Origin of the sequence: Bacillus crepusculi, from assembly GCF_014764715.1 — a bacterium.
Classification (GTDB): Bacteria; Bacillota; Bacilli; order Bacillales; family Bacillaceae; genus Bacillus.
On the sequence record NZ_JACXXE010000004.1, the window covers coordinates 37,991 to 62,019 of the forward strand.

The 24,029-nt window shown below is 41.2% G+C and carries 23 protein-coding genes and 2 riboswitches; of the genes, 7 read left to right on the forward strand and 16 right to left on the reverse strand.

From position 1 onward, the window contains the following. Window positions 1-80 precede the first annotated feature (80 nt). A complete protein-coding gene (locus IEE86_RS09320; RefSeq protein ID WP_191096966.1) occupies window positions 81-401 on the forward strand; it encodes a thioredoxin family protein in 321 nt (106 codons plus the stop codon). Between the two features lie 343 nt (window positions 402-744). Next, window positions 745-894: a Fur-regulated basic protein FbpB gene (gene fbpB / locus IEE86_RS09325; protein ID WP_191096967.1), complete on the forward strand. Its 150-nt coding sequence runs from the start codon at window positions 745-747 to the stop codon at window positions 892-894. Window positions 895-993: 99 nt separating this feature from the next. Here fbpB and IEE86_RS09330 read toward each other — a convergent pair whose 3' ends face one another. The 8 genes from IEE86_RS09330 to IEE86_RS09365 all read right to left on the reverse strand — a co-directional run bounded on the left by IEE86_RS09330 (window position 994) and on the right by IEE86_RS09365 (window position 9,687). Next, entirely contained in the window at window positions 994-1,329 is a 336-nt protein-coding gene (locus IEE86_RS09330; RefSeq protein ID WP_191096968.1) for a hypothetical protein, read from the reverse strand. A gap of 117 nt (window positions 1,330-1,446) precedes the next feature. Beyond that, window positions 1,447-2,214 (reverse strand): ABC transporter permease, encoded by a 768-nt coding sequence (locus IEE86_RS09335; RefSeq protein WP_191096969.1) that lies wholly within the window; start codon window positions 2,212-2,214, stop codon window positions 1,447-1,449. Then, window positions 2,192-3,118, reverse strand: a complete 927-nt coding sequence (locus IEE86_RS09340; protein WP_191096970.1) for an ABC transporter ATP-binding protein — start codon at window positions 3,116-3,118, stop codon at window positions 2,192-2,194. The genes IEE86_RS09335 and IEE86_RS09340 overlap by 23 nt, the downstream gene beginning before the upstream one ends. A 127-nt stretch (window positions 3,119-3,245) precedes the next feature. After that, window positions 3,246-4,487 (reverse strand): dicarboxylate/amino acid:cation symporter, encoded by a 1,242-nt coding sequence (locus IEE86_RS09345; protein WP_191096971.1) that lies wholly within the window; start codon window positions 4,485-4,487, stop codon window positions 3,246-3,248. Between the two features lie 77 nt (window positions 4,488-4,564). After that, a riboswitch (cyclic di-AMP (ydaO/yuaA leader) is annotated at window positions 4,565-4,697 on the reverse strand. A 64-nt stretch (window positions 4,698-4,761) separates the two neighbouring features. Continuing rightward, window positions 4,762-5,784, reverse strand: coding sequence for an AI-2E family transporter (locus tag IEE86_RS09350; RefSeq protein ID WP_191096972.1), 1,023 nt, complete (start codon window positions 5,782-5,784; stop codon window positions 4,762-4,764). Between the two features lie 210 nt (window positions 5,785-5,994). Further along, entirely contained in the window at window positions 5,995-7,263 is a 1,269-nt protein-coding gene (gene dctP / locus IEE86_RS09355) for a C4-dicarboxylate transporter DctP (protein WP_191096973.1), read from the reverse strand. Window positions 7,264-7,387: 124 nt separating this feature from the next. After that, the gene (locus IEE86_RS09360; RefSeq protein WP_191096974.1) at window positions 7,388-8,071 is read right to left on the reverse strand and encodes a response regulator; all 684 of its coding nucleotides are present in this window, start codon (window positions 8,069-8,071) and stop codon (window positions 7,388-7,390) included. Continuing rightward, window positions 8,068-9,687, reverse strand: a complete 1,620-nt coding sequence (locus tag IEE86_RS09365; protein WP_411955690.1) for an ATP-binding protein — start codon at window positions 9,685-9,687, stop codon at window positions 8,068-8,070. The genes IEE86_RS09360 and IEE86_RS09365 overlap by 4 nt, the downstream gene beginning before the upstream one ends. Before the next feature lie 68 nt (window positions 9,688-9,755). Between IEE86_RS09365 and IEE86_RS09370 the strand changes: the two genes are divergently transcribed. Further along, window positions 9,756-10,844, forward strand: a complete 1,089-nt coding sequence (locus IEE86_RS09370) for a TRAP transporter substrate-binding protein (RefSeq protein ID WP_191096975.1) — start codon at window positions 9,756-9,758, stop codon at window positions 10,842-10,844. A 38-nt stretch (window positions 10,845-10,882) separates the two neighbouring features. On the opposite strand, the gene IEE86_RS09375 is transcribed toward IEE86_RS09370, so the two are convergent. Further along, window positions 10,883-11,713 (reverse strand): EcsC family protein, encoded by an 831-nt coding sequence (locus IEE86_RS09375; RefSeq protein WP_191096976.1) that lies wholly within the window; start codon window positions 11,711-11,713, stop codon window positions 10,883-10,885. Window positions 11,714-11,868: 155 nt separating this feature from the next. Here IEE86_RS09375 and IEE86_RS09380 point away from each other — a divergent pair, with 155 nt between their 5' ends. From IEE86_RS09380 to IEE86_RS09395, 4 genes are all read left to right on the forward strand, one after another. Then, window positions 11,869-12,129 carry a GlsB/YeaQ/YmgE family stress response membrane protein gene (locus IEE86_RS09380; RefSeq protein WP_003214275.1) on the forward strand — a complete coding sequence of 87 codons (261 nt, stop codon included), beginning with the start codon at window positions 11,869-11,871 and terminating at the stop codon, window positions 12,127-12,129. A gap of 222 nt (window positions 12,130-12,351) precedes the next feature. Next, the gene (locus tag IEE86_RS09385) at window positions 12,352-13,629 is read left to right on the forward strand and encodes an Nramp family divalent metal transporter (RefSeq protein ID WP_191096977.1); all 1,278 of its coding nucleotides are present in this window, start codon (window positions 12,352-12,354) and stop codon (window positions 13,627-13,629) included. A 72-nt stretch (window positions 13,630-13,701) separates the two neighbouring features. Further along, window positions 13,702-14,271, forward strand: coding sequence for a GNAT family N-acetyltransferase (locus IEE86_RS09390; RefSeq protein ID WP_191096978.1), 570 nt, complete (start codon window positions 13,702-13,704; stop codon window positions 14,269-14,271). A gap of 98 nt (window positions 14,272-14,369) precedes the next feature. Further along, complete coding sequence (locus IEE86_RS09395; protein ID WP_191096979.1) at window positions 14,370-14,633, forward strand: response regulator; 264 nt, start codon at window positions 14,370-14,372, stop codon at window positions 14,631-14,633. 39 nt (window positions 14,634-14,672) lie between these two features. Here the strand turns inward: IEE86_RS09395 and IEE86_RS09400 are convergent, their stop codons facing one another. From IEE86_RS09400 to IEE86_RS09435, 7 genes are all read right to left on the reverse strand, one after another. Beyond that, window positions 14,673-14,894 carry a hypothetical protein gene (locus IEE86_RS09400; RefSeq protein WP_191096980.1) on the reverse strand — a complete coding sequence of 74 codons (222 nt, stop codon included), beginning with the start codon at window positions 14,892-14,894 and terminating at the stop codon, window positions 14,673-14,675. A gap of 3 nt (window positions 14,895-14,897) precedes the next feature. Beyond that, window positions 14,898-15,605, reverse strand: a complete 708-nt coding sequence (locus IEE86_RS09405) for an endonuclease V (protein ID WP_191096981.1) — start codon at window positions 15,603-15,605, stop codon at window positions 14,898-14,900. 13 nt (window positions 15,606-15,618) lie between these two features. Next, window positions 15,619-16,065, reverse strand: coding sequence for a toxin-antitoxin system YwqK family antitoxin (locus IEE86_RS09410; protein ID WP_191096982.1), 447 nt, complete (start codon window positions 16,063-16,065; stop codon window positions 15,619-15,621). Then, window positions 16,055-17,761: a T7SS effector LXG polymorphic toxin gene (locus IEE86_RS09420; RefSeq protein ID WP_411955691.1), complete on the reverse strand. Its 1,707-nt coding sequence runs from the start codon at window positions 17,759-17,761 to the stop codon at window positions 16,055-16,057. Before IEE86_RS09420 ends, IEE86_RS09410 begins: the two co-directional genes overlap by 11 nt. A 235-nt stretch (window positions 17,762-17,996) precedes the next feature. Continuing rightward, window positions 17,997-19,718, reverse strand: coding sequence for a pyruvate oxidase (locus IEE86_RS09425; protein ID WP_191096983.1), 1,722 nt, complete (start codon window positions 19,716-19,718; stop codon window positions 17,997-17,999). A gap of 67 nt (window positions 19,719-19,785) precedes the next feature. Further along, entirely contained in the window at window positions 19,786-21,612 is a 1,827-nt protein-coding gene (locus IEE86_RS09430; protein WP_191096984.1) for an APC family permease, read from the reverse strand. A 112-nt stretch (window positions 21,613-21,724) separates the two neighbouring features. Continuing rightward, window positions 21,725-21,869, reverse strand: a riboswitch (cyclic di-AMP (ydaO/yuaA leader). A 66-nt stretch (window positions 21,870-21,935) separates the two neighbouring features. Next, entirely contained in the window at window positions 21,936-24,026 is a 2,091-nt protein-coding gene (locus IEE86_RS09435) for a cellulose biosynthesis cyclic di-GMP-binding regulatory protein BcsB (protein ID WP_191096985.1), read from the reverse strand. Between the last annotated feature and the right edge of the window lie 3 nt (window positions 24,027-24,029).

A 24,029-nucleotide genomic window follows, 5' to 3' on the forward strand; every position in this document is an offset into this window, starting at 1 on the left:
TTGTAAGCGCCCCCCGAGCATTTGTATGTCATTCGCCTTAATTTTATATTAAAATGACATTGAAAAGGAGTTGTGACAAATTGAAGAAAATCACAAGTACTGAACAATTCAATGAAATCATTCAATCAGACAAAGAAGTCATCGTTAAATTCTTTGCGACATGGTGTCCTGATTGCACTAGAATGGACATGTTCATTCCAGACATTTTAGAGGCTTATGCTCACATTGAATGGTTTGAAATAAACAAGGATGACTTCCCTGAATTAGCGGAAACGTATCAGGTCATGGGTATTCCAAGCCTGTTAATTTTCAAAAATGGCGAAAAAACAGGTCATTTACACAGTGCAAATGCAAAATCACCTGAAGAAGTGACAGAGTTTCTTCAAGAACACGTTTCATAATTGATGATCATGAAGGACATCAGCAAACTCTTGCTGGTGTCTTTTTCATTTCTTCCATATTAAATCTCTACATAAGACGAGAGGTAGAGCCAAAACGTTTCAACGAAGAAAAGAATGTAGTGAATGGTGTCACGACAAGAATTGACAGCGAATTATTTCCTGGGAAAGAATTCTGCGTCGATATGGATGGGAATATGTCGGTTACGTGAATTTTCTGAATTGAATCTTTACTTCTGCTATTTGAGTTTGTATAATGAAGTTGCTAGCTAATTGAAAATGATTATCAATTTCATCTTTGTGAAATCTTATAAACGTCCATTCTTATAAAGGAGCGATGAGTCACATGTCTAAGAAGAAGATCAAAACGTACCAGCAATTGATTGAAGAAAACAAGGAAGCGATCATGCGCGATCCTAAGATGATGGAAAGTATATACGAAACAATCGACAAAAAGCATCAGAAACAGCTGGCAGTTGCTGGACGTGAATCATAAATACAAGATGAGCAGTCAATTGCTGGCCGCTCTTTTATTTGCCTCAACCGAAAGGAAAAAGCCGATAAAATCGTCTAACAGATTTTATCGGCTTTTGTTTTAATGTGATTTCGCTACATGGTCCTGCTTCATGCCTAAGTAAATGAGCATATATGTGAGATAACCCATTGTCATTGTTAAACCGCCGAAAAAGAATTGAGAAAATACAGGTTCTTCAAATGTCGTGACGGCAGCTAAAATGATCCAGCTCGCATATAAATAAACCATGAACCATTTCATGTTTCTTTTAAGTGTATACAGAAAGAAAAGACCCGCTAACGAAAAGATCCCCAGCGCTAGTCTGAAATAAACAAGGTGATCAAACTGGAAGGCAAAAGACACAAACGAAAACGACAGCAACAACAAAATTGGTAAAGCCGTAATGAAATTTTTCACGATAGTGCCACCTCCATGACTCCCTCTTATTATAAGACAAAATCAACCGGATATCGTGAAATACAGACTCGTTTTCACAAAGATGTCACGAATTTTTCTTGTTATTTGACACAATTTTTACACATTTACATCACGTTTCCAAAACAGGAACCAAGCCGTTCCAACAAAGAAAACAAAATGCGCCCCTACAATGAATAATGAAAACAAAGGACTCATTCCATCAAAGGGCGGCGGTCCTTGAAAGCTGTACTGAGTAAAATCCGTATTGGCGAAAAGCAGAATTTTCCCCCACTGATTTTCTAAGAGAGACATGATGGGCACAAGTGATTTGGCCGCATATAAAACAAAAAACGAGGTCACAAGCGCGATCAAGCTATTCCTAAATAAACTGGAACACATAAAAGCGAAGCTTGCCATCATGACCACTTCCACCCACTGTGATCCAATGACAGCAAACGTATGCTGAAATAATCGCCTTGTACTTTCATCAAATTCAGTACCGAAGAAAATAAGACCAAATAGAAAAGCTAGCACGTAATAAAAAACAAACAGGTAGATGACCGCGAGCACAAGTGTCATATATTTTGACAGAAAAATATGCAGTCTTGTCTTTGGCCGGATGAATAAGAACTTGATCGTCTTTTTTTGAAACTCTGTTGAGATCAGTGTCGCACCAATGACGACAGCGAGCACCTGTAAAATAAACACGACGTTTGTGGAATAGGCAAAATAGTTCGCGACCGTATCTTGCCCGCCAAAACTTGATATGACACGTTTCATCGCTAAAGCCATCGTCATTTGAAAGACGACGATCAATCCAAGTGCAATGAAGGTGATCTTTTGCCGCATGATTTTTTTATGCTCATTCTTGATGAGTTGAAGCATCTGCTGTCCCGCCTTCCGTCCATTTCATAAAGGCCTCTTCAATGGATTGTTTTTGAGGTGTCATTTCTAACACATCAAATCCTGCCAACACGAGCTGTTTGTTAAGCTCTGGCACACGATCGTTGTTCAGTTGGAGCAGCACTCTCTCTCCATTTCGCTCATATGTATACCCATTTTTGCCAAGCCATAAAGCTGCCTTTTCTGCTGGCTGAATATTCATCAGCACCTGCTCTTTGCCCTCCATGTTCCGAAGATTCGCACTCGCTTTGATCCGTCCTTTTTGAATAATGATCATGCGGTCACACAGCTCTTCTACCTCATGCAATAAATGCGTGGCAAATAACACAGAGGTCCCCTCTTCTTGTACGAGCGTTTGCAAATGCTCACGGAATTCCTTCATTCCCGCAGGATCAAGCCCATTTGTCGGTTCGTCTAAAATGAGCAGGGTGGGCTGATGCAAAATGGCTTGTGCAATCCCAAGTCTTTGCTTCATTCCCAATGAATACGTCTTGACCTTCTGATGAATGGCATGCTCCAGACGAACTCTTTTCACCACTTCATGAATGCGGTCCTCGGAAACGCCATCGTGCATTGCCGCAAATAGTTCTAGGTTTTCAAAGCCTGTTAAATACGAATAAAACTCAGGATTTTCTATGATGGCACCAACAGATGCCATCGCCTTTATCAAGTCATGATCCTGAGAATATCCATTGATCATGATTCGGCCACTGTTTTTTCTCATCAAGCCAACGATCAGCCGAATCAAGGTCGTTTTGCCAGACCCGTTTGGACCAAGTAATCCGACAATTTCTCCTTGCCCAATTTCTAAAGAAATATCTTGCAAGATCATTTGCCGGCCAATTTGTTTATTGACTTTCTCTACTTTTAAAACAGCAGACTGCAAAGTGGTTCCTCCTTCTGATGTAAAGCCTATAGCGGCTGATAAGGCCGCTCATTCTGCTAAAAGTATATCACGCCAGACAAGAGGCTCCATGAAAAAAAGGGCTGATCCAGTCAGCCCTTCATGCATATTACATCGATACATTAGGTGATGATGTGCCTTGCTCATGTTTTTTCTCAGTTTCTGTCACAATCACCGCACATGCGGCGTCACCTGTAATATTGACCACGGTTCTTGCCATATCTAATAAGCGGTCTATGCCAAGGATGAGCGCAATGCCTTCAACAGGGAGATTCACAGAGTTCAATACCATAGCGAGCATGATCAGGCCTACTCCTGGAACCCCCGCTGTACCGATACTTGCCAAAACGGCTGTTAACACAACGGTAATCATTTGTACAAGTGTCAGCTCGATCCCATATACTTGTGCGATAAAAATGGTCGCAACCCCTTGCATAATCGCTGTACCATCCATATTAATGGTTGCACCCAGCGGCTGTACAAAGCTTGAAATCGGCTCTGGCACCTTCAAACGTTTCTGCGCTGTTTCCATTGACACCGGAAGAACTGCGTTACTGCTTGAGGTACTAAATGCCACAACCATCGCTGGAGAAAATCCTTTGAAAAACGCCATTGGATTTCGTTTCGCCAAAATGGCGACAGTTGATCCATAGGTTAGGAAGAAATGTAGCACGAGCGCAATAAAGACAACTGAGAAATAGAGTCCCATCGCTTTCATGGCATCTAGCCCCTGACTGCCAATGGCCGTTGCAATCAAACCAAATGTCCCGTATGGTGCGAACTTCATCACTACGCCGACAAGATACATCATTAATTCATTTCCTTGTTCAAACAGGTTCAATAGGCCTTCCGTTTTCTTACCGAGCAGGGCAATTCCAAGGCCTAAAAATACACAAAAGACGATGATTTGCAGCATGTTTCCTTCAACTAAAGATTGGACTGGATTGGTTGGAATAATGTTGAGTAGTGTTTCTGCCATTGATGGGGCTTCCTCTGCGGAATAATCGGCCGATTTCGTATCAAAATCACCGAATGCTCCCGGCTTAATGAGTAAGGCCAGTGAAATACCAATAATGATGGCAAAGGTAGTAGTGAGTAGAAAATAAGTAATGGTTTTTACGCCGATTCGGCCAAGCTTTTTCGGATCACCAAGGCCTGCTACCCCTAGTGTGATAGAGAAGAATACGATCGGTACAACTAACATTTTAATCAGGTTTAAGAAGATTTGTCCTAGAGGCGTGAATAGATAAGGATCTAACACTTTGAATACATTTGGAGCAAAAATGTTAAGCAAAAGTCCCGTGATTGCACCTACAATAAGGGCAATGATAATTTTCGTCGCTAGCTTCAATAAAATCTCCCCTTCCTCGTCAAAAAGACCCACGAGAGAGTTTTCTCGTGGGTCTACGTGTCCTTAAAGATACCACTGTTTACTCTCTTCACGCCGATGAGGTTAGCTGACGGGTTAGGACGAAGAGATGTCCTTTTTCTCATTTAAGAAAAATTCACCCCAAAAACATGGGTCCCCCATTCCTTTAGAAGGATTAAGCGTGTGGTTATTATGATATTTTCATACCATTTATACCTTATTTTTAGAAAATTGTAAACAGGTTCATATGAACTTTTTAATTACTTTTTTCCTTATTCGTGACCTCCAAAATGTCTAAAATAAACACAAAGATTGGAATACCGATAATAAGCCCCCAAATGCCAATATAGTGTTCAGAGAAAATCAGCACAATAAAAGTGAAGAAAATAGGGAGTTCTGTTTTTGCTGACATGAGCTTTGGATTTAAGAAATAGGCTTCAATGGCATGGATGATGACGATGACCAGCACAATATAAAGGACATACATTCCGCCTCCAAGTGTATACGCAATGATGCTCAGTGGAATGAGAGAGATAACCACACCCGCTACAGGAATTAAGCCTAGCAAAAAGACCATGACCGCTAATCCAAATAACTGCGGAAAGCCCATAATGCCAAGCGCAATTGTCGTTAAAACACAGTTAACGGTAGCAATAATGAACTGTGCTTCAAGTACCTTTCCAAACGTTCTGGAGAATTTACGTCCAAAGAAGGCAATTTCATGATAGAACACGGAGATTTTACTCGTTTTGAACTTGTTCATGAATTGAATGAGGCGTTCCTTTTCGAACAGGAAGAACATGCTTAATATTAAGGACATAATGACCTGGATACTGAACGTGCTGAAATCTGTTAAGTATGTATAGAGGAAATTAAAGCCTTTCTCAAAGTAAGCTGATATTTTGAAATCTCCGAATACGTTGGTGATGACGTCAAAGAAGGGTAAATCTTGCGGATGATCTGCAATTTTCTTTCCTAAATGAAATAACTGCTCCACCTGTTTGGCGATGATTGGCACAAAAACAAATCCGCCAAACGTCAATCCACCAGCCAGGAGAATATATAAAAGGGTAATGACCGATTTCTGTCCTATTTTTAGGAAGCGATTTAAAAAACCTCTAATGACCTCTTCTAACCGATTCATCAAAAAGGTGAATATGAAGGTCAGGAGAATTAAATTCATCATTCCTCTTAATAGATATAATGCTGTGGCTAATACTACGAATACTGAAAACCGCTTCACACCGGGTTTTTCGAATAATTTTAAAAATGCTGCCATTACGTTCCACACCTGCCAGGACTAAAGTCTATTTTTCATCGTATCTGATATACATTATATCGGATCTTTCTGTAAATTATATAACAAAAGGTCAATGAGGTCTTACGATTCGCACTAAATTTATCAAGCTTTCATGTTTTTTCTTTTTCACACAAGAAAAAACCGAACCCCATGTAGAACATAAGGTTTCGGTTTTTGGTTGTTTTTATACTAAACGGCTTGCTTTATATTCCGCATTTCCTGAAGCGCTGTTTTGCTCTTCGCTTCGTCAAATTCACCTTCACTTTTTGCTACAACAATTGTGGCAATGCCATTTCCAATCAGGTTTGTAATGGCTCTTCCTTCACTCATGAACCGGTCGACTCCAAGCAGAAGTGCAAGCCCCTCAAGCGGAATGACCTGAAGTGCAGCAAGTGTAGATGCCAGCACGATAAATCCACTTCCTGTAACCCCAGCCGCTCCCTTTGATGTGAGCATTAGGACAAGGATAATGGTGATCTGCTGACCGATTGACAGATCCACCCCAAAAACTTGTGCGAGGAAGACCACGGCCATTGATAAGTATATTGAAGTTCCGTCTAAGTTAAAGGAGTAACCTGTTGGAATAACAAGCCCAACCACCGACTTAGAACAGCCGTAGCGTTCCATTTTATCCATCATTCTTGGCAGCACAGATTCTGATGAACTTGTGCCAAGAACAATTAAAATTTCATCCTTGATAAATCGCAAATAACCGAACAAACTGAAGCCATACATTTTACAAATGGTGTTCAGCACAACGAAGATGAACAGGAACATCGTCATATAAACGGAGAGCATCAGACTCGCCAGCGGTTTAATTGAAGCCAAACCAAAGTGTCCGATCGTATAGGCCATTGCTCCAAAAGCACCGAGCGGCGCTGCACGCATGATATATCCAATGATTTTGAAAAAGACTAATGACAGCTTATCAAGCCACTCGATGATGCCTTTTCCCTTCTCGCCAAGTGCAGCGAGCGCAACACCGAATAAAATAGAGAAGAATAGGACCTGTAGAATATCTCCCTTTGCAAAGGCATCTACCATGTTGGACGGCACAATATGTGTCACAAATTCCATCCAGTCGATACCCTGTCCCCCGTTTTGGGTATACTGCGAAACATCCCCTTTTTCAAGCTTACTATAGTCAAGACCTGCTCCCGGCTTCATAATATTCACAACAAAAAGTCCAATGACAAGCGCAAGCGTCGTGACCACTTCAAAATAGATAAATGCCTTTCCCCCAACTTTTCCAACCTTTTTCATATCCCCCATCTTGGCAATACCAAGAACGATGGTTAAGAAAATAATTGGTGCAATGACCATTTTGACTGCATTAATAAATGTGTCACCAAGCGGTTTCATTTCTTTCCCGACGTTTGGCCAAACCATTCCAACAATGATCCCGATAATGACAGCTGCAATGACCTGAAATGTCAGGTTCTTCAATAGCCTCTTCATAAAAAATCAACTCCCTCACCCTTTGATGTAAACGCTTAACTGTTATCTGTAGATAAATGATAACGATTTCATCAAAAACTGTGAAGCTTATGGACATATCGTACATTTTGGTCTTTTTGGTCTCTTAGTCAGAATGTACGATATATTTATTCACAGGTCGCCCTACCCCGCCATATTGCATATCTAATTTCAGCTCGCCTTCTTTCACAAGGAAGTCTAAATAACGGCGTGCCGTGACACGGGCAATCCCGAGTGCATTGGCAACTTCCTCTGCGGACTGCGGGCCTTTCTGTATGCTCATATAGGCCTTAATTTCGTTCATCGTGTGCACATTCAGCCCTTTAGGAAGCCACGTCTCTTCCTGCTTAATGGCAGGCTTTCGTATGATATCATCCAGCATTTCCTGAGAAAATTCTGCTGCGGTGCGAATTTTCGATTTATACGCTTTATAGCTTTCTAGTGATTCTTTCATTCGTTCAAATTTGAACGGTTTGATGATATAATCCCGCGCACCATTTTGGAGCATGATACCAATTGTTTCTTTGTCCTTCGCTGCAGAAATCACAATCACATCCACTTGTATCTTTTGCTTTCTGATATCCTGCAGCGTTTTGATGCCATCCTTCTTTGGCATATACACATCAAGTACTACAAGGTCTGGACGTATCTCTTTGATCAGCTGGATGCCCTGTTCGCCATTTCCTGCTATAGCCGCTACTTGAAAGCCAGGCACACTCATAATGAACTCTTTATTCACTTCTTGCACCATCGGGTCATCTTCAATTAATAGCACCTTAATCTGAGTCATCTGTCTCTCTCCTCTATTGTCATTGGGAATTCGATTGAGAAGGTGGTACCAATGCCGATGCTTGATGTGACTTCTACGTTCCCCATCCCTTTGTCGATAATCGTTTTTACAATATACAGGCCATAGCCTGTTCCGCCCTCTTTGCCGTGTGTGAAGCCTTTATCAAAAATATAAGGAATCATCTCCTCTTCGATCCCTGAGCCGTTGTCTTCAATCAAAATCGCGAGGACATCCTCCGTTTGATCAATACTAATTGAAATGACTTTCGTTTCTCTTTCTACAGTATCATACGAGGCAAAGGCGTTTTCGATGAGATTGCCAAGCAGCTTCGTCATATCATGCTGATCTAGCCGCTCCGGGAAATCACGCAGACAGCTATGTTCATCCACTTCGACTTTGATGCCAAGCTCCTTGCCCCTTCTGATTTTGCTCATTAATAAACCTGCGACGGCATCATGCTGAATCACGCGATGAAGAAAGTCCATCACATGTTCCTGTTCTTCTGTCGTTTGAAACGCAAGGTCGAGCGCCTGATCGGCTTTGCCAAGCTGAATCAATCCCGCAATCGTATGAAGCTTATTCATATGCTCATGGTTTTGCACCCGCAAACCGTCAACGAAGTTCTTGACCCCAGTTAGCTCCTCTGCCAATTTTGCCGCCTCCGTCCGGTCCTGAAAAATGGCGACTGCTCCGATGATCTTCTTTTTCATCACAATCGGAATTCGGCTGCTCATAATCCGCTTTCCGCTCATATGAATTTCTTCATTGTAAACAGGCTCTGCACGATCAATGATTTCAGGAAGCCTTGTGTCAGGTAGCACATCCCAAATATTTTGGCCCACGACATCCCCTGTTACGCCAAAAATTTGCTTCGCCTTCTCATTAAAAATGGTGATCATATGCTGATTATCGATGGCGATGACCCCTTCATTAATAGAGTGAAAGGTTGCGGTACGTTCCTCTAGCATTCTGACAATCTCATGCGGCTCCAGCTTAAACATTTGCTGTTTAATATGACGGGCGAGCAAAAAGGAACCTACAAGTCCAAAGCTGAGCGTCAACAGCAGGATCATAAGGATATCACGCTTCATTTCTCCTAATATATCTGCCATACTTGGCAGCGTTCTTCCTACAAGGACAACCCCTGTTTGGTTAAACTTTTCATCCTTCACTGGATAAAAAGCCCGAATGGCTGTCCCTAGCTCTCCCTCTGCTTCTGAGAAATAAATATGCTCTGCAAAAGCCGGCTCTTCATCTGTTCCCTCTGAGCGCTGGCCAATTCTTGTTTTCACGGGATGCGTTAATCTCACATGATCCATATCCATGACAACAATGTAGTCAGCGTCTTGAATAATTCGAATCTCTTCGATGGCATGCTGTAAACGGTCACGTTCCTTTGTTTGATCAGCTAACGCCTGCTTCACCTCATTCATTTCAGCCACAGTTCTCGCTGTGTTCATGAGCCTTTTTCGAAGCTCTCTTTCCTCCGTTTGCTGGATTCCCCCGACAAGGACAATTCCTCCGATTAAAAGGGCGAAAATAACAACGAAATATGTGAGGATAGTGAGCTTCCATCTAATAGATAATTGTTGTAATTTCAATTGATTTCTCATCATTTTTTTCACCTGTATCTTTACGAATTCTTCCTCGGTCAAGTATGCTTGACGTAAGGGGGATCGGACGTATGAAGAATTTATTTGCCTATACGCTATTGCTTATTATCGGTTTTGTAACCGCTTTATACTTTGGTTTTTATCATATGATGCCAAAATCAGCGACGATATTCGATGACGAACAGACAGGACTGAAGGATCAGCTTGTGTTCAAATTTAGTCATGTCGTGGCAGAGAATACACCAAAAGGACTTGCCGCAAAGAAATTTGCTGAGCTCGTGCATGAAAAATCTGATGGAAAGATCAGCATTCAAATTTTCTCAAACGGGAGCCTTTATTCTGATATTGAAGAAATTAATGCACTCAAAGAGAATCAAGTACAATTTATTGCTCCGTCTACGTCAAAGCTCGGTATGCTGTCACCTGAATGGCTGGCGCTCGATCTTCCCTTTGCCTTTTCTAATTATGATGCGGTTCAAGAAGGCTTACACGGTGCAATTGGACAAAGATTGTTCGGCACACTTCAAAAAGACGGACTAAAAGGAATGGCCTACTGGACAAATGGCTTTAAGCAAATCACCTCTAATAAAGGACCCATCAAGCAGCCTAGTGATTTAAAAAATCAATCTCTCCGCATTATGCAAAGCGACATGATTGAAAAGCAATTCAAACTTCTTGGTGCAAAGCCGTATCAGGAATCGTTTAATTCGACCTTTCAGCTGTTAGAAACAAAAAAAGTAGACGGTGAGGAAAATACAATTTCAAATATTTATTCAAAAAAATTCTATCATATACAAGACTATATGACGATCAGTAATCACGGGTATTTAGGCTATGTGGTCTTAACAGATCAAGCCTTCTTTGATCGCCAGACACCTGAGACGAAGCGAATTTTACTTGAAGCAATGGAAGAAACGACGGCTTGGAATGAAAAACATGCAGAGCAGATGAACAAGGATCAGCTGGAGAACATTAAACGAGAATCCCCGATTGCCATTCATGAATTGACGCCAGCAGAAAGGCAAAAATGGGTGAAGGCCCTTGATCCTTTGTACGATGAAGCCGAGAAAACCATCGGTTCCTCCCTAATCAAACAAATCCGCGAGCTGCGTGCACGCTATGAGTATTCTCCTATTCAAGCTTTTCAAGAAGATAAATAAATCGAACAAAAAAATCCCTTTCAGAAAGGGATTTTCTTTTATGCTCCGGACTCACCCTGTTCTTGCTGCGTGAGCTCTTCTAATCTTGTTAAAATTCTACGCTTTCGGTATTGCATCATGCCTGTTTCGGCAATTCCCTTTAACTGCGAGCGATTGGAGACTGCGCCAAACAGAATCCCTGCTATAGGAACAAGCTGAAACAGCTTCTTCCAGCCAAACGAATCCCGATAATGATATACCACTTCACGCCAGCCTTGGATTTGAGAGATCATGTTTTCATGCTTTCCTTCGGATGCATGGTAGCTCTTCAGCTCTTTTAGAATCGACTTTTTCCCAACAACATCAGCAGAGTTCAGCTGCAAGCATTTCATAATAAATACCCGCTCTTCCTTATTTTTAGGATCATATCCATAAGTAACGGCGATATCCTGTAATGTTTTTAAGGAAAGGCCCAGTACCGCAGGAATATCTGCCGCTAGTGTAAACATACCGCCGACACCTGTTGTCGCACCTTGCACCGTGGCGAGATTCGTTCTGTTTTTCCCCATGTCTTCACTAATGGCATCCATCACTTCAATAGGGGCTTGTTCAATATCTTCTATACGCTGAATGGATTCGTCGGCACATTTCTTTTGAAATTGATGGATAATGCCTTTTTCTGATGTCAAATAGGCGCCGCCTGATTGAATGTAATGCCCCATTTCATCTAACAGCACACCGATTTTTTTCTGAATAAAGGCTGGCGTCAGCTTGTCCAGCATTTGAAATGGAAGCCGGCTGAATTTCTCCCAAAACCATACCTTCTGCTGCTCCTTCTCCCACTTTTCAATCTCCTTTAATTGGGCATTTAGCCATTCTCTTTCCTCCATGCCATTTCCTCCTTAGATGCCGTTCAAGTATTTGTCTGTTATTATACACAATCCTTGTCGATCATACGTATCAAACATCGAAGCGGTTCCGAGAGGTTTTAAACTCTTTCAAAACGGTTATTGTTTAATACAAACAAAAAAGAGGAGTGATCAACATGTTAGGATTTCTGATTTCATTAGTTGTTGCGATTGTCATTGGCCTTATCGGCAGTGCACTTGCTGGAGGTAGTGTACCAGGAGGATGGATCGGTTCAATGATTGCCGGACTTGCAGGCGCTTGGATTGGTCATGGATTACTTGGAACGTGGGGTCCTAGTCTTGCAGGCTTTGCGATCATTCCAGCGATCTTAGGAGCAGCGATCTTTGTCATTATCTTAAGCCTGATTTTCCGTAGTGTGGGATCAAGGGTATCTTAAATAAACGAATAACAGAGGAAGCAGTAGGAACACCGTCTAAGAGGCGGTGTTTTTTATGTTGCTCGTTGACAAGGTATCTATTTTTTTCACTTACATATGATAAACAAACCTATTAGTTCAGATAGTTGACTTTTCATGAAGATGGGCATATGATGATTAAAAATTGCACCAAGGAAACATTTTGTGCCCAAGCAAAACTTTGTAGAATCTAGGTGATGACATATGACAAACAAATACATCGAGGCACAGGCACACATGTCAGAGGCTGCTGAGCGTGCACTTGAAGGAAAGGTCAAAGGGTTTAGAAGGCTTCTTCCTTTTCTCGGCCCTGCTTTTATCGCAGCCATTGCTTATATTGATCCAGGGAATTTTGCCACCAACATTGCCGCTGGCTCTAAATATGGATATCTTCTCTTATGGGTCATTCTCATATCGAATCTCATGGCTTTGCTTATCCAGTCCTTGTCCGCAAAGCTTGGAATCGCGACGGGGAAAAATTTACCCGAGATCGCACGTGAAGAGTTCCCAAAGCCTGTCTCCATCGCTTTATGGATTCAGGGCGAGCTCGTAATTATTGCCACAGATTTGGCCGAGTTTATCGGGGCGGCACTTGGTTTATACTTGCTCTTTCGGATTCCGCTGCTTGAAGCATCCATTATTGCAGCCATCGGATCCTTTGCGATATTAGAGCTACAAAGACGGGGATATCGAGCTTTAGAAGCCGGTATCACGGGGATGCTGTTCGTTGTTGTGATCGCTTTTGCTGTGCAAACCTTTGTCGCGAAGCCAGATATCGCAAGTGTCGCAGGCGGACTTTTCATTCCGAGGTTTGATGGAACAGATAGTGTGCTGCTTGCAGCTGGAATTTTAGGTGCCACTGTGATGCCGCACGCCATTTATTTACATTCAGCTTTAACCCAAAGACGAGTCGTCGGCAGAACGGAAAAAGAGAAAAAACAAATTTTCCGCTTTGAATTTTTAGACATCCTTATTGCGATGCTAGTCGCTGGTGCCATCAATGCCAGCATGTTGATTGTAGCAGCCGCTTTATTTTATAAAAATGGTCTCTTTGTTGAGGATCTGGATGTTGCGTTTCAGCATTTTGGTACACTCGCAGGTCCTGTGTCAGCCATCTTATTTGGTGTAGGCCTGCTTGTTGCCGGGCTTTCCAGCTCTTCTGTCGGTACACTGTCAGGCGATATCATTATGCAGGGCTTTATTCAATACAGAATTCCGCTGTATGTACGCCGGTTGATTACCATTATTCCCCCTATTGTGATCATTGCATCTGGGGTGAATCCAACATCCGCGCTTGTGATGAGTCAGGTGGTCTTATCCTTTGGGATTGCCTTTGCTTTAATTCCGCTCATTTTATTTACAAGTAAAAAACGAATTATGGGCGAATTGACGAATGCCCGCTGGGTGACAGGAATATCTTGGGTGATAGCAGCTCTTGTTGTAGCACTCAATCTCTTTTTAATTGTAAATACGTTTATGTAAAAGACAGTGACGATGCTGTCTTTTTCTTTCCAATTGGTTATGGTAGAATTCCCCTTGAGAGGATGTGGGCACATGTTTTTTTATCAGGACCAAGAGATATCCATGCGACTACTTGAGCCAAGAGACGCAAGAAGTTTGTATTTGCTCATCCAGCGGTCAAGAAAGCATTTACGTGAATGGATGCTTTGGGTGGATTCAACGAAAACAGAGGAAGACAGCATGGCGTTCATTCAAGGCGCCATGCAGCAAGCCTTGCAGAACAACGGTTTTCAAGCGGGCATCTGGTCACATGGAGAGCTTGTCGGTATCATCGGCACCCACCAAATTCATTGGATCGACAGGACTGTTTCAATTGGCTATTGGCTCGGTGAAGGCTATCAAGGAAAAGGTATCATGACAAGAGCGTGCAAAGCAGTCATTCGTTATTTATTTGAAGAATGTGGACTGCACCGCATTGAAATCAGGGCTGCTGTCGATAACCAGAAGAGCAGACGCATCGCAGAGCGATTATCCTTTTCTCTTGAGGGCATTTTGAGGCAATGTGAATGGCTGGGAGACCGCTTTACGGATCATTGTGTATACGCCCTTTTGCAGCCTGAATATATGAAACAAAAAACACATTCCATGAATCAGTCCACTTAATTGTGTCGATTGCATGACTTATTTTACAAAGTGAAGCTTTGTAGTATCCGTTGCAACCAGCATCTGATAAAATAAAAGGAAAAATCGAGGTATGATGTATGTCTCTTATTATTTTATTTTACTTATGGATTGTCCCTTTATTATTTGGCATTTTCTTCTCATTTTTAACAAAGAAGGCCACATACAAACGCCGCTTTGTCCCATCCTATAGCATGGCAGGACTCAGCATCGTTTTTCTGATACTGGCACTTGTCTTTTCAGCCAGTCATTTTCTATTCATTTGCGGCATGTTCCTATTTGCCACAACCCTTGTCGGCACAGGCATTCCTTTATTCTTAGCCTTTACAAAACCACAAGCATAAACAAAAACCACCTTTTCCCGATGAAAAGGTGGTGTCTTTTTATTGATTTGGCATTCGGTATGTAATAGATGCACCTTGATTTTCTTCAACTGTCTTCACAATGTCTTGAAGGACCTCTGCTGCTCGATCACTTGAGTCATACTTGCCAAGAGTTTTTGTCCAAGAATCATTTCCCATGATCCCTTCAATTTTTTTACCCTGTACAGTGACTTCATTGACGTAGACCAGGCTTTGCTGGTTTTGTGTGAAAATCCATAGCATGGTTTATTCTCCTTTTTTTGATAATAATTTTTTTCGAATAGCATGCGTCTCGATATCTGCAAATCTTACCGGGATTGGCAATCGACTATTTTTATCAATAAGTTTTATAACAATTTCTGTAGTTGTATCTAAATCAATCCAGTTACCACATGAAATAAAAATAGGCTTAACATTCACTCTGGTTCTAAGGACTCGACCATATATTTCGTTATTTATAATAATATCTGTATATGCATTTTCTTTATTTTGAGGCATGGTAAAATCTATACCATTGATTTTCAAATAACTTTTCGCAACTCCAATGGTAGGTTTCCCTAAAAAGAAAGATGCCTGTGTAGCAATTCCCATGTGTCTACCATGTAAGTAGCCATTTCCATCAAACATATATATATCGACTTGTTTCGTCAGCTTTTTTACTGCCTCTTTAATTAATGGCATTTCACGAAAAGCAAGAAAACCTGCTATATACGGAACCCTTATTTCTCCATGGCTATGCACTTTTTCTATAACTTGTTTTTCTATCAAATCAAAGACGATGATACAACAAACACCCTTCGTTTTTCCTTCCATATCAAAATAAGCTAAATCTACACCTGCGATAAACCGTATGTTCTCTTTTTGAAAATTATTTTTCAATTGGACTTTAGGCAAGAGAGCTTTTTGTTCACTTTTAAATTCTTCTAATAAATCATTCATTCTATCATTATTCATACAAACCACATTATTAGCTGTTAAATTTTTCGGCATATTTTAAATCGGATTCATTAGGTTCTGCTTTTTTCTCTACAACATTTCCATGTTCATCGTACTTTATATAAGTCATCTCTCGACCAGCAACACATTCAGATTCATACTTTTTATTTCCATTCTCAAAAAACTCAACTTGATATCCGTCTACAGCATTTTTACTCATATGACCTATTTTCTTAACATTGCCGTTTGAGTAGAATTCAACACACTTTCCTTGTTTGACTCCTTGTTCTACATAGAAGTAACTCTCGATATTACCGTTTTCATATTTATCATAAGCTAATCCCGTAAAGAGTTCTTCTTTACCATCCTCAGTATATTCCACTATTGCTAGTTCGTAAGGGCCTCCGTATTCTAAGCATTCTTCAAACTCAGTACCGTTCTCTAAAATAAAATCTTTTTGCAATATATCATTTAACATTTTTGGGTACCTCCGTGATAATTTTAGATCCATCTGTCAGATAAGCACAATGAGGGCACCTTGGAAACATCATTCCAGCCGGTTTCACTCTACTTTGACCTGTCCTAACTACATTCAAAATAAAATTATCCAAACTAGCACCTGGGTTAGCCTTTAAGGCGTTATTCAAGGCGATCACTTCTGCATGTGACCCCGCACCTTTTGTAAATGTATATGAATCTATAACCTCTTTTGGCATTTTATCATATTTGGCATTTATTAAGGGGTGGAAATCTGGTAACTTTCCTTCATAATCATTTATTGCATAAGAATATTTCCCAGTCTGTTTATCGTAAACTCCAGCAAACGCAGGTCCCATTTTCTTCTTACTGATACCAGTATGTTTTAATTCATTTAGTTCTTTCATCGTTTCACCGCGTAAATTAATTCTTTCATTTAATTCTTTCGAACCGATCTTTCCATATTTATTTCTCAAATAATCAATGCGACTGTTTCCAGCCTCTTTAATCCCCATCTTCCCATGAAACCCTTTCGCCCCAAACGGTAATAGCATCCCTAGCGCCGCATTTAGACTCGCTTCCTGCTGTTCTTTCGAGACTTTATTTCCAAACATGTCTCGACCCGTAATCGCTTCGCTGAAGCCGTTTGTTGCGGTGAGACCATATAAGCCTTTTTGTGATGTTTTTAGGGCGTCAAAGGACTTTTGCGATGTCTTGTAAATGTCGACTGCCCTGACTGCGGCTGACGTGGCTTGGGTGGTTTTATAGACCGCTTTGCCGCCTTTAAAAATGCGCCCTGCCCAGCCAACGATTGGGATGTAGCCTGCTGCTGCCATCCCGCCTGCGGCGACTCGCTGTCCTGCGGTGAGCTCTTCGCCTGTAATTGGATCGACGCCTGTAGCGGCACGTTTTGCATCGTTCACGCCAGTTAGTTCATTCACGATATTTCCGCCATAATCGAGTGCTTTTTCATACCAAGGACGATTAGCGAGGGCTTCTTGTTCCTTTGCGATCTTGCGGGCTTCTTCTTGATCTTTTTTGATTTTCAAATATTCAGAAGTTTGCTTCTCAATATCGCTTTTTGCCTTGTAGATATCACTATTTTGATACGCTTTCTTATCAAAATTCATTGGAGAAATTGCTTTTCCGTCATTTGTCGCATTCATCATTTCATCGTACAATGCCATTGTAGCCTGCCGTTCCGTCTCTGACAAAGCATATTCATCTTTTAGGTTTTGATCAAGCTCTCTTAAATCTTTAATAGTCTTTTTTCGTTCATCTTCTGCATCTTCTATTTTTTCATCAAAGGTTTGGCTATCAAATACCTCTAGTGAAATGAGGTCATCTATGTCTTGAAAAATGGTTCTCAGTGTCTTTTTTTGATCCTTTACAATGCTTTTGGCGTTTTTGATGCCCATATGAACTGCGTTATCTAAAAAGTGTTCTTCTACAAAGGTATCGCCGCCAAAATTGACGTCATCAAGTGTACCAGAAACACCTTCATGAAAGGCTTTTTGCTTATCAATGAAGCTAATAAACATGTCCACATTTCCAGCCAGCTCTTTGTAGAAGCTTTTAATGTTATCGGCACCTTTCCCAGTGAAGTCATCACCGAGGTTGGCAACACCTTGTAATGCCTTTTTTAAATCTACCATTTGTTCGCGGAGTTCCTGATAGTGTTTTGCCCTTGTGTCCATGGCACTTGTTAGTGCTTTTGCATCAAGTATCTTGCCCAGAAAAAGCCACTCCCTCCATTATTGATCATAAAGTCTATTTTACCTTTCTCAATGAATTGGAAAAATAGGCTTTAAGTTACAAAAATAATTTCTAAATATTTTCAGAGAGAATAAAACAAGTGACAATTGAAATGATTTTACCTTTTCATCACAAAAAAAAGTCAGCCCCCTTTTCAGAGGACCGACTACATTTTGTTTAGAAAAAGCGTTTTAGACTTTTTTTGAGTGGCGGGATATCCAGCTCACCTTTTTCAAAGAATTTTTTCAATAAGTACTTACTAAAGCCTGCGGCTTGTGTGTACGTAATTTTCCCAGGTAATGGCGGTTCATTGGTCACAGCGACATCAATAATGACTGGTTTATCTGATTGAAGTGCCGCACCGAAGGCAGGTGCTAGTTCTTCATGAGTCGATACTGAGATTCCTTTACCGCCGCATGCTTCTGCAAATTTTGCAAAGTCAATATCTTCTAGCTCTATACCGTAATTGATGTTTCCCTTTACCTGCTGTTCATATTCAATCATCCCAAGGTTGTTGTTGTTTAAGATCACGACAACGATCGGTAGCTTATATTTTACAGCTGTCACGAAGTCTTGCATGACCATTGTGAAGCCACCGTCACCACAGACAGCAATGGCTTGGCGGTTCGGTTCGTTTAATTTAGCCGATATCGCCCCAGGTAAGCCACAGCCCATTGTTGCAAGCCAGCTGGAAATAATGAAATCCTGCTGTTTCATTTCGAAATGACGTGCCATCCATACTGTCACATTGCCGACATCAACTGAAAGAATGGCATCGTCTTCAACTGCTTCTTCTAATCTAGCGATGACTTGCTGTGGTTTAAGAGGTGATGTAGCAACGGATTTTTCCTTATCCATTTCTTCTCGCCATTTCATCATATGCTCTGTACAAGCTTCAAGAAAACCACGCTGTTCTTTATATTCAATATAGGAGGTCAGTTCATGCAAACCACTTTTGCTGTCACTTACTATGCCTACTTCTACCGGATACCTTTTGCCGATTTGATCTGGCTTTATGTCTAATTGAATAGCAGGTGTATCCTCCGGTAAGTAGTCCCTATACGGGAAGGAGGTTCCAAGCATGATTAAGAGATCACATTCTTCCATCGCTTCATATGCCGGCTTCGTTCCAATTTGACCTAGGTTCCCTAAGAAGTACGGATGCCTGTCTGGAACAACTCCTTTTGCAGGAAGTGTGATGACGATAGGTGCAGCAGCCTTTTCTGCAAATGAAAGAAGCTCTTCTTTCGCATTTCTTAATCCTTTACCTGCTAAGATGACTGGCTTCTTCGCATTGTTAATAAGCTGAGCTGCCTTTAGCAGTTGATCTTTCTTCGGCCGTACTTCTCCCTCAACATAAAGAGGAGATGTATAAACGGGTTTACGCTTAATTTTTTGAGCAAATAAGTCATCTGATACGGTGAGAACTGCCACGCCTTTATGAGTATAAGCTGCTTTGATGGCTTGATTTAATAAGTCTGGCAGAGCCTCGGCTGATTGTACCTGCTGATTGAAGACAGCTACGTCGTCAAACATCCGCTCTAATTTGATTTCTTGAAATGCGTCTCTGCCTACTTCGGTCGAAGCAACCTGCCCTGCAATCGCTAAAACGGGTGCACCATCTGCTTTTGCATCGTATAGTCCATTTAATAAGTGGACAGCACCTGGTCCAGCAATTGATAAACAAACACCGAGTTTACCTGTTAATTTGGCATCAGCTGCTGCTGACAGTGCTGCCACTTCTTCATGTCTCGTTTGTATGAATTGTATTTGGCTTGATTCATGCCTTAGTTCCTCAATCAATTCGTTTATACTGTCGCCGGGCATTCCATAAATATGCTTCACGCCCCACTCTTCCAGTAGCGCTGTGACTTCTTTTCCTGCGGTTCTTTGCGGCATGTGAGAAAACTCCTTTTTTCTTACTCCATACCACCGCACCCTTTTGATCAAACGTTTCAACTTGCTGTTACTTTTTAAAATGATATGGAAGGGTGGCGACCACAATATCCCGCTTCCATAATAGACGGAATCTCAATAAAAAAGCAGATTGATTATGCAAAATGGTGTGCCATCTTTTTTTCGGTATAAATTGAGGCACAAGCACCATCACTTTGTATTGGTGTGCATTTGCCTTCGCCTCAATCGTTTCAAGAAATTTATCAAGAGGGTGAATGAGACTTCGATAAGATGAATGTAAAATCACAAGACGCACATCACTATTCAGCTTTTCCCAATCGGCTTCAATCCGCTTGTCTTTCTCTTTATCAAAGGAGACGTGAACCGCTATAACTTGATCTGATAAGGATTTTGCATATTGAACAGATTGTTCGACGACACGTGTTACACCTGCTATAGGCACGATGATCACATTTCCTTTGATCTCAACTGGCTCCGTTTCATTCAATAAACGCAGTTGCTCTCCAACAGATAGATAATGCTTTTTGATCGAATAAAAAATAAATAGAACGATTGGCATGAAAACAAATAATGGCCACACAAGATGGAACTTGGTCAAAATGAGAATCATAAGAACCGTGAAAGAAATCAGTGCTCCGACTATATTGATTGGCATTTTCGTTTTCCAGCCCTGCGGTTTTTCACGAATCCACTTCACACACATGCCGGTCTGAGACAAGGTAAATGGAATAAATACACCGACAGCATATAGCGGAATCAGATGTTCCGTTTTTCCATCAAAAAGCCAAATGAGGAGCATGGAGGCTACGCCTAAAAAGATAATACCATTGGAGTAACCAAGTCGATCTCCTCGTACAGTAAACATGCGCGGCATATATTTATCCTTTGCTAAGTTGACAGCCAATAACGGAAAGGCTGAAAAACCGGTATTTGCCGCTAAAATCAAAATTAAAGCCGTAACAGCCTGAATGACATAATAGAAAAATGTACGTCCAAAGGTGTCTGATGCAATTTGTGATACAACCGTTTCTTCTGGCTTTGGTGAGATGCCAAACCCAAACGCCAGCAATGTCACACCTACAAAGAGAACGGCCAGTAATCCACCCATCATTAGTAATGTTCTTGCTGCATTTTGCGCCGCTGGTTTTTTAAAGGATGGAATCGTATTTGAAATGGCTTCTACTCCAGTCAGAGCAGAACAGCCAGACGAAAATGCTTTTAATAAAAGAAATAATGTAATACCAGGTACATGTGTGCCTATTGCCGTGTGCTCAGGTGCTGGCGGCACTTGCCCTGTTAATAGTTTAAATCCGCCGACTCCAATTAAAATGAGAAGCGAAAATACAAACAAGTATACAGGATAAGCCAGGATAGATGCTGATTCTGTCAACCCACGAAGGTTGAGCACCATGATCACGATGACCAATACAATTGAAATGAAAACGTGATACGGATATAGTGCTGGAAATGCTGATGTGATGGCATCGGTACCCGCTGAAATGCTCACTGCTACAGTCAAAATATAATCTACGAGCAATGATCCTCCAGCGATTAGCCCTGGTTTTTCACCTAAGTTCCTGCTAGAGACGACATATGCCCCGCCGCCTTCTGGATAAGCATAAATAATCTGGCGGTAAGATAGAATTAGCGCCATTAAAAGAATTAATACACAACCTGCAATCGGGAGTGAGTACCAAAATGCTGCTGCACTGACGACTGATAGAACAATCAAGATTTGTTCTGTACCGTACGCAACTGATGATAATGCGTCTGATGACAATAATGCCAAAGCTTTAATTTTTGATAGTTTTTGTTCTCCTGCTGCTTGTGATTTTAATGGTTTACCAATTAAAATACGCTTCATCAAACTGTACATGTGATGCCCGCTCCTTTAGTGTCAAACGATTTAAGTTACAAAAGATGGATCGCCAAAAAGACACAGAGGCAATAGAATGCCCCTGTGCCTATTGTTTAGATCACAGGTTGGTCTTTGCTCTCTTTAACGCTTACGAGGTTAGCTGACGGATTCGGGCGCATGAGAATTTGCCCTACCTAAAAAGGATTCACCCCACGTGGTGTTTTATACCACAATTGGTTCCCCCGCTCATCGAAATGATTCAGCGATTGGTCTTTTATAAAAGAGATCATACTCCCGTTTGACACCAAAGTAAAGAGATTTTTTCAAGGTCTTTTGATCGTTTAAGAATCAGTCTTTTTGCGGTTTTTTCGTACGAAATAGATAATCATCACGAGCACAAAAATGATGAGCGCAGCCATACATGCAAAGTAGATCCAAGACTCGTTGCCACCTTGCTTTTCACCTTTTTTGACATCGCTTGATGTGCTGCTGATCGTTTGATGATTAGTGAACATGTCATTGTTTTTGCTCTCTATTGCAACGGTCGCGATCTCCGTATTTGTTTGGAGGAAATGAATCACTTCATTTGAAACATCAGCTTCAGCAGCATTCATTCCTGAAAAGACGGTCATTGTTTGTGCTTTATTCCACACAGATGGCTGCGTCCATACAATACGAGCAGTTGTTTCATTGATCATGCCAAAAGAGGATACATCATATTGACCCTTTTTCGTCGGAACAATGAGATCATTTGCTTTTTCCTTTAAAAGAGAAAACGTTTGAATGCCCCCGATGAAAATGAGAGAGTGATTTTCCAATTGTTCATCTGCCACATTTGATGATTTGATCAAATGATATTGAGCAGCTTCCGGCTGACTAAATGACTCTGTTAGCATTGCCAATTGATTGATCGTTTCTTGATTGATTTGATCTGGTATGATGATCAATGTTTTTCCTTGCTGCCCTTTTGAAGTGAAAGGAAGCGGCCATGAGGCTAAATCCGGCGTATCACTTGTTGTTCCTTCTGGAATTTGAAGGGAGCTGTTCTTATCAATGAAAATCCAGCCTTCTTCATCCGTATGCCGGCAGGCTTCCATGTTTTTAAAACCAGTTGTAACAAATTGCAAATCAATATATTCGTTCTTTTGGAGTACCTGTGAATCTACTGGAATAGACACATGATAGAATCCATTCTCATCTTTGTTTCCTAGTTTTGTTAATGGTACGTCGTGTGGTTCATGATTGATCATGACACTTAATCGTTCTGCTTTGTTCGCTGCATCAGATTTTTTAAATGACAGATTTAGCTTCGCACCTGATTTTTGATTAGCGATCAGCGCTTTCGGATAATAGTAGTGATCGGATGTCGTCTTTTTGGTCCCAACTGTGATATCATCTCCTCCAAAATCTTTTAGACGAATATGATGAGATGGTTTAGAGGTTTTAGCTGCGACCTTTTGAAGCATTAAGTCCGTGCCGGTGAGTTGTCCTGTCAGATCAGGTTGAGTGAGGACATTGATTTTTTCAGCAATTGTGCTTGGCTTTTCAGCAGTGACAAATAAGACAGGCTGTTCCTTTTTCTTTGCTGTCAGGGTTCTAACCGCTAACGTAAGATGATTGCTTTCTGTTTGAATCCCGGCAGCTTGCTCAATCGATTTCATTCGTCCATTCCAGCTTGTTTTAGCTCCTACAGCAATGGTTGGATGCGCAATTTGCTTGATATCCTTTTCTTGAATGAGTTTGAGGTCAGCTAGGCGGTCTTTGTTTTTCAGCGTACGGTATACTTTAATTGCCGCTTCTAATTCAGCTGCATCCGGTGTATTTGGAAGCACAATATCTGTTTGTCCTCTCTCATCACCTGATTGAACGAAAGGCGATGGAAAGCTATCTAATGTAAGGTCTTTCGTTTGAATTCCTTTGAATGCCAGCTCACTGTCAGGATATACCTTCAGCCAATTGGCAGGTGTCTCTTGGTTGATGCACAAACCTTCTTTTAAGACACCGTAAAATGCGAGCTGAATTTGATGAGATCCTTTTTTTAATTGTGCTTTGTTCAATTTGATTTGAATTGATTTCTTTTGGTTTTTCCCGGATACGGGGATGCTCTTTTCAATCTCCCCATCGATCATGACAGTGAATGAGGATGGCGAAATGAGTAATGGTGAAGCCTCTATATTTAATGTAAGAGTACTAGACTCTATCTTTCCTTCTTCTATTTGATAGGAAAATTCAGTGCGGTCTTCTTGTCCATACAAGGTCACCACATCTTCTGATAGATGCTGTGTTTCTGCTTGACTTCCTTTAGAAGAGCGAATCCAATCATCTTTTACCTGTACTTGATTTGATTGCGCCATTGCTTGACCTGCCATGAAAAAAGGTTGAATGGCAAGGGATATCGCTAATATAAAAAACATCCATTTGACCGATTTCAATTT

What these genes read in the sequence shown, in the direction of transcription:
- IEE86_RS09390 (WP_191096978.1), top strand. Translation starts at nt 13,702, where the DNA reads ATGTTTTTTTATCAGGACCAAGAGATATCCATGCGACTACTTGAGCCA.
- IEE86_RS09385 (WP_191096977.1), top strand. Translation starts at nt 12,352, where the DNA reads ATGACAAACAAATACATCGAGGCACAGGCACACATGTCAGAGGCTGCT.
- IEE86_RS09420 (WP_411955691.1), bottom strand. Translation starts at nt 17,761, where the DNA reads ATGGACACAAGGGCAAAACACTATCAGGAACTCCGCGAACAAATGGTA.
- IEE86_RS09350 (WP_191096972.1), bottom strand. Translation starts at nt 5,784, where the DNA reads ATGGCAGCATTTTTAAAATTATTCGAAAAACCCGGTGTGAAGCGGTTT.
- fbpB (WP_191096967.1), top strand. Translation starts at nt 745, where the DNA reads ATGTCTAAGAAGAAGATCAAAACGTACCAGCAATTGATTGAAGAAAAC.
- IEE86_RS09370 (WP_191096975.1), top strand. Translation starts at nt 9,756, where the DNA reads ATGAAGAATTTATTTGCCTATACGCTATTGCTTATTATCGGTTTTGTA.
- IEE86_RS09375 (WP_191096976.1), bottom strand. Translation starts at nt 11,713, where the DNA reads ATGGAGGAAAGAGAATGGCTAAATGCCCAATTAAAGGAGATTGAAAAG.
- dctP (WP_191096973.1), bottom strand. Translation starts at nt 7,263, where the DNA reads ATGAAGAGGCTATTGAAGAACCTGACATTTCAGGTCATTGCAGCTGTC.
- IEE86_RS09380 (WP_003214275.1), top strand. Translation starts at nt 11,869, where the DNA reads ATGTTAGGATTTCTGATTTCATTAGTTGTTGCGATTGTCATTGGCCTT.
- IEE86_RS09405 (WP_191096981.1), bottom strand. Translation starts at nt 15,605, where the DNA reads ATGAATAATGATAGAATGAATGATTTATTAGAAGAATTTAAAAGTGAA.
- IEE86_RS09365 (WP_411955690.1), bottom strand. Translation starts at nt 9,687, where the DNA reads ATGATGAGAAATCAATTGAAATTACAACAATTATCTATTAGATGGAAG.
- IEE86_RS09400 (WP_191096980.1), bottom strand. Translation starts at nt 14,894, where the DNA reads ATGCTATGGATTTTCACACAAAACCAGCAAAGCCTGGTCTACGTCAAT.
- IEE86_RS09360 (WP_191096974.1), bottom strand. Translation starts at nt 8,071, where the DNA reads ATGACTCAGATTAAGGTGCTATTAATTGAAGATGACCCGATGGTGCAA.
- IEE86_RS09425 (WP_191096983.1), bottom strand. Translation starts at nt 19,718, where the DNA reads ATGCCGCAAAGAACCGCAGGAAAAGAAGTCACAGCGCTACTGGAAGAG.
- IEE86_RS09430 (WP_191096984.1), bottom strand. Translation starts at nt 21,612, where the DNA reads ATGTACAGTTTGATGAAGCGTATTTTAATTGGTAAACCATTAAAATCA.
- IEE86_RS09395 (WP_191096979.1), top strand. Translation starts at nt 14,370, where the DNA reads ATGTCTCTTATTATTTTATTTTACTTATGGATTGTCCCTTTATTATTT.
- IEE86_RS09335 (WP_191096969.1), bottom strand. Translation starts at nt 2,214, where the DNA reads ATGCTTCAACTCATCAAGAATGAGCATAAAAAAATCATGCGGCAAAAG.
- IEE86_RS09410 (WP_191096982.1), bottom strand. Translation starts at nt 16,065, where the DNA reads ATGTTAAATGATATATTGCAAAAAGATTTTATTTTAGAGAACGGTACT.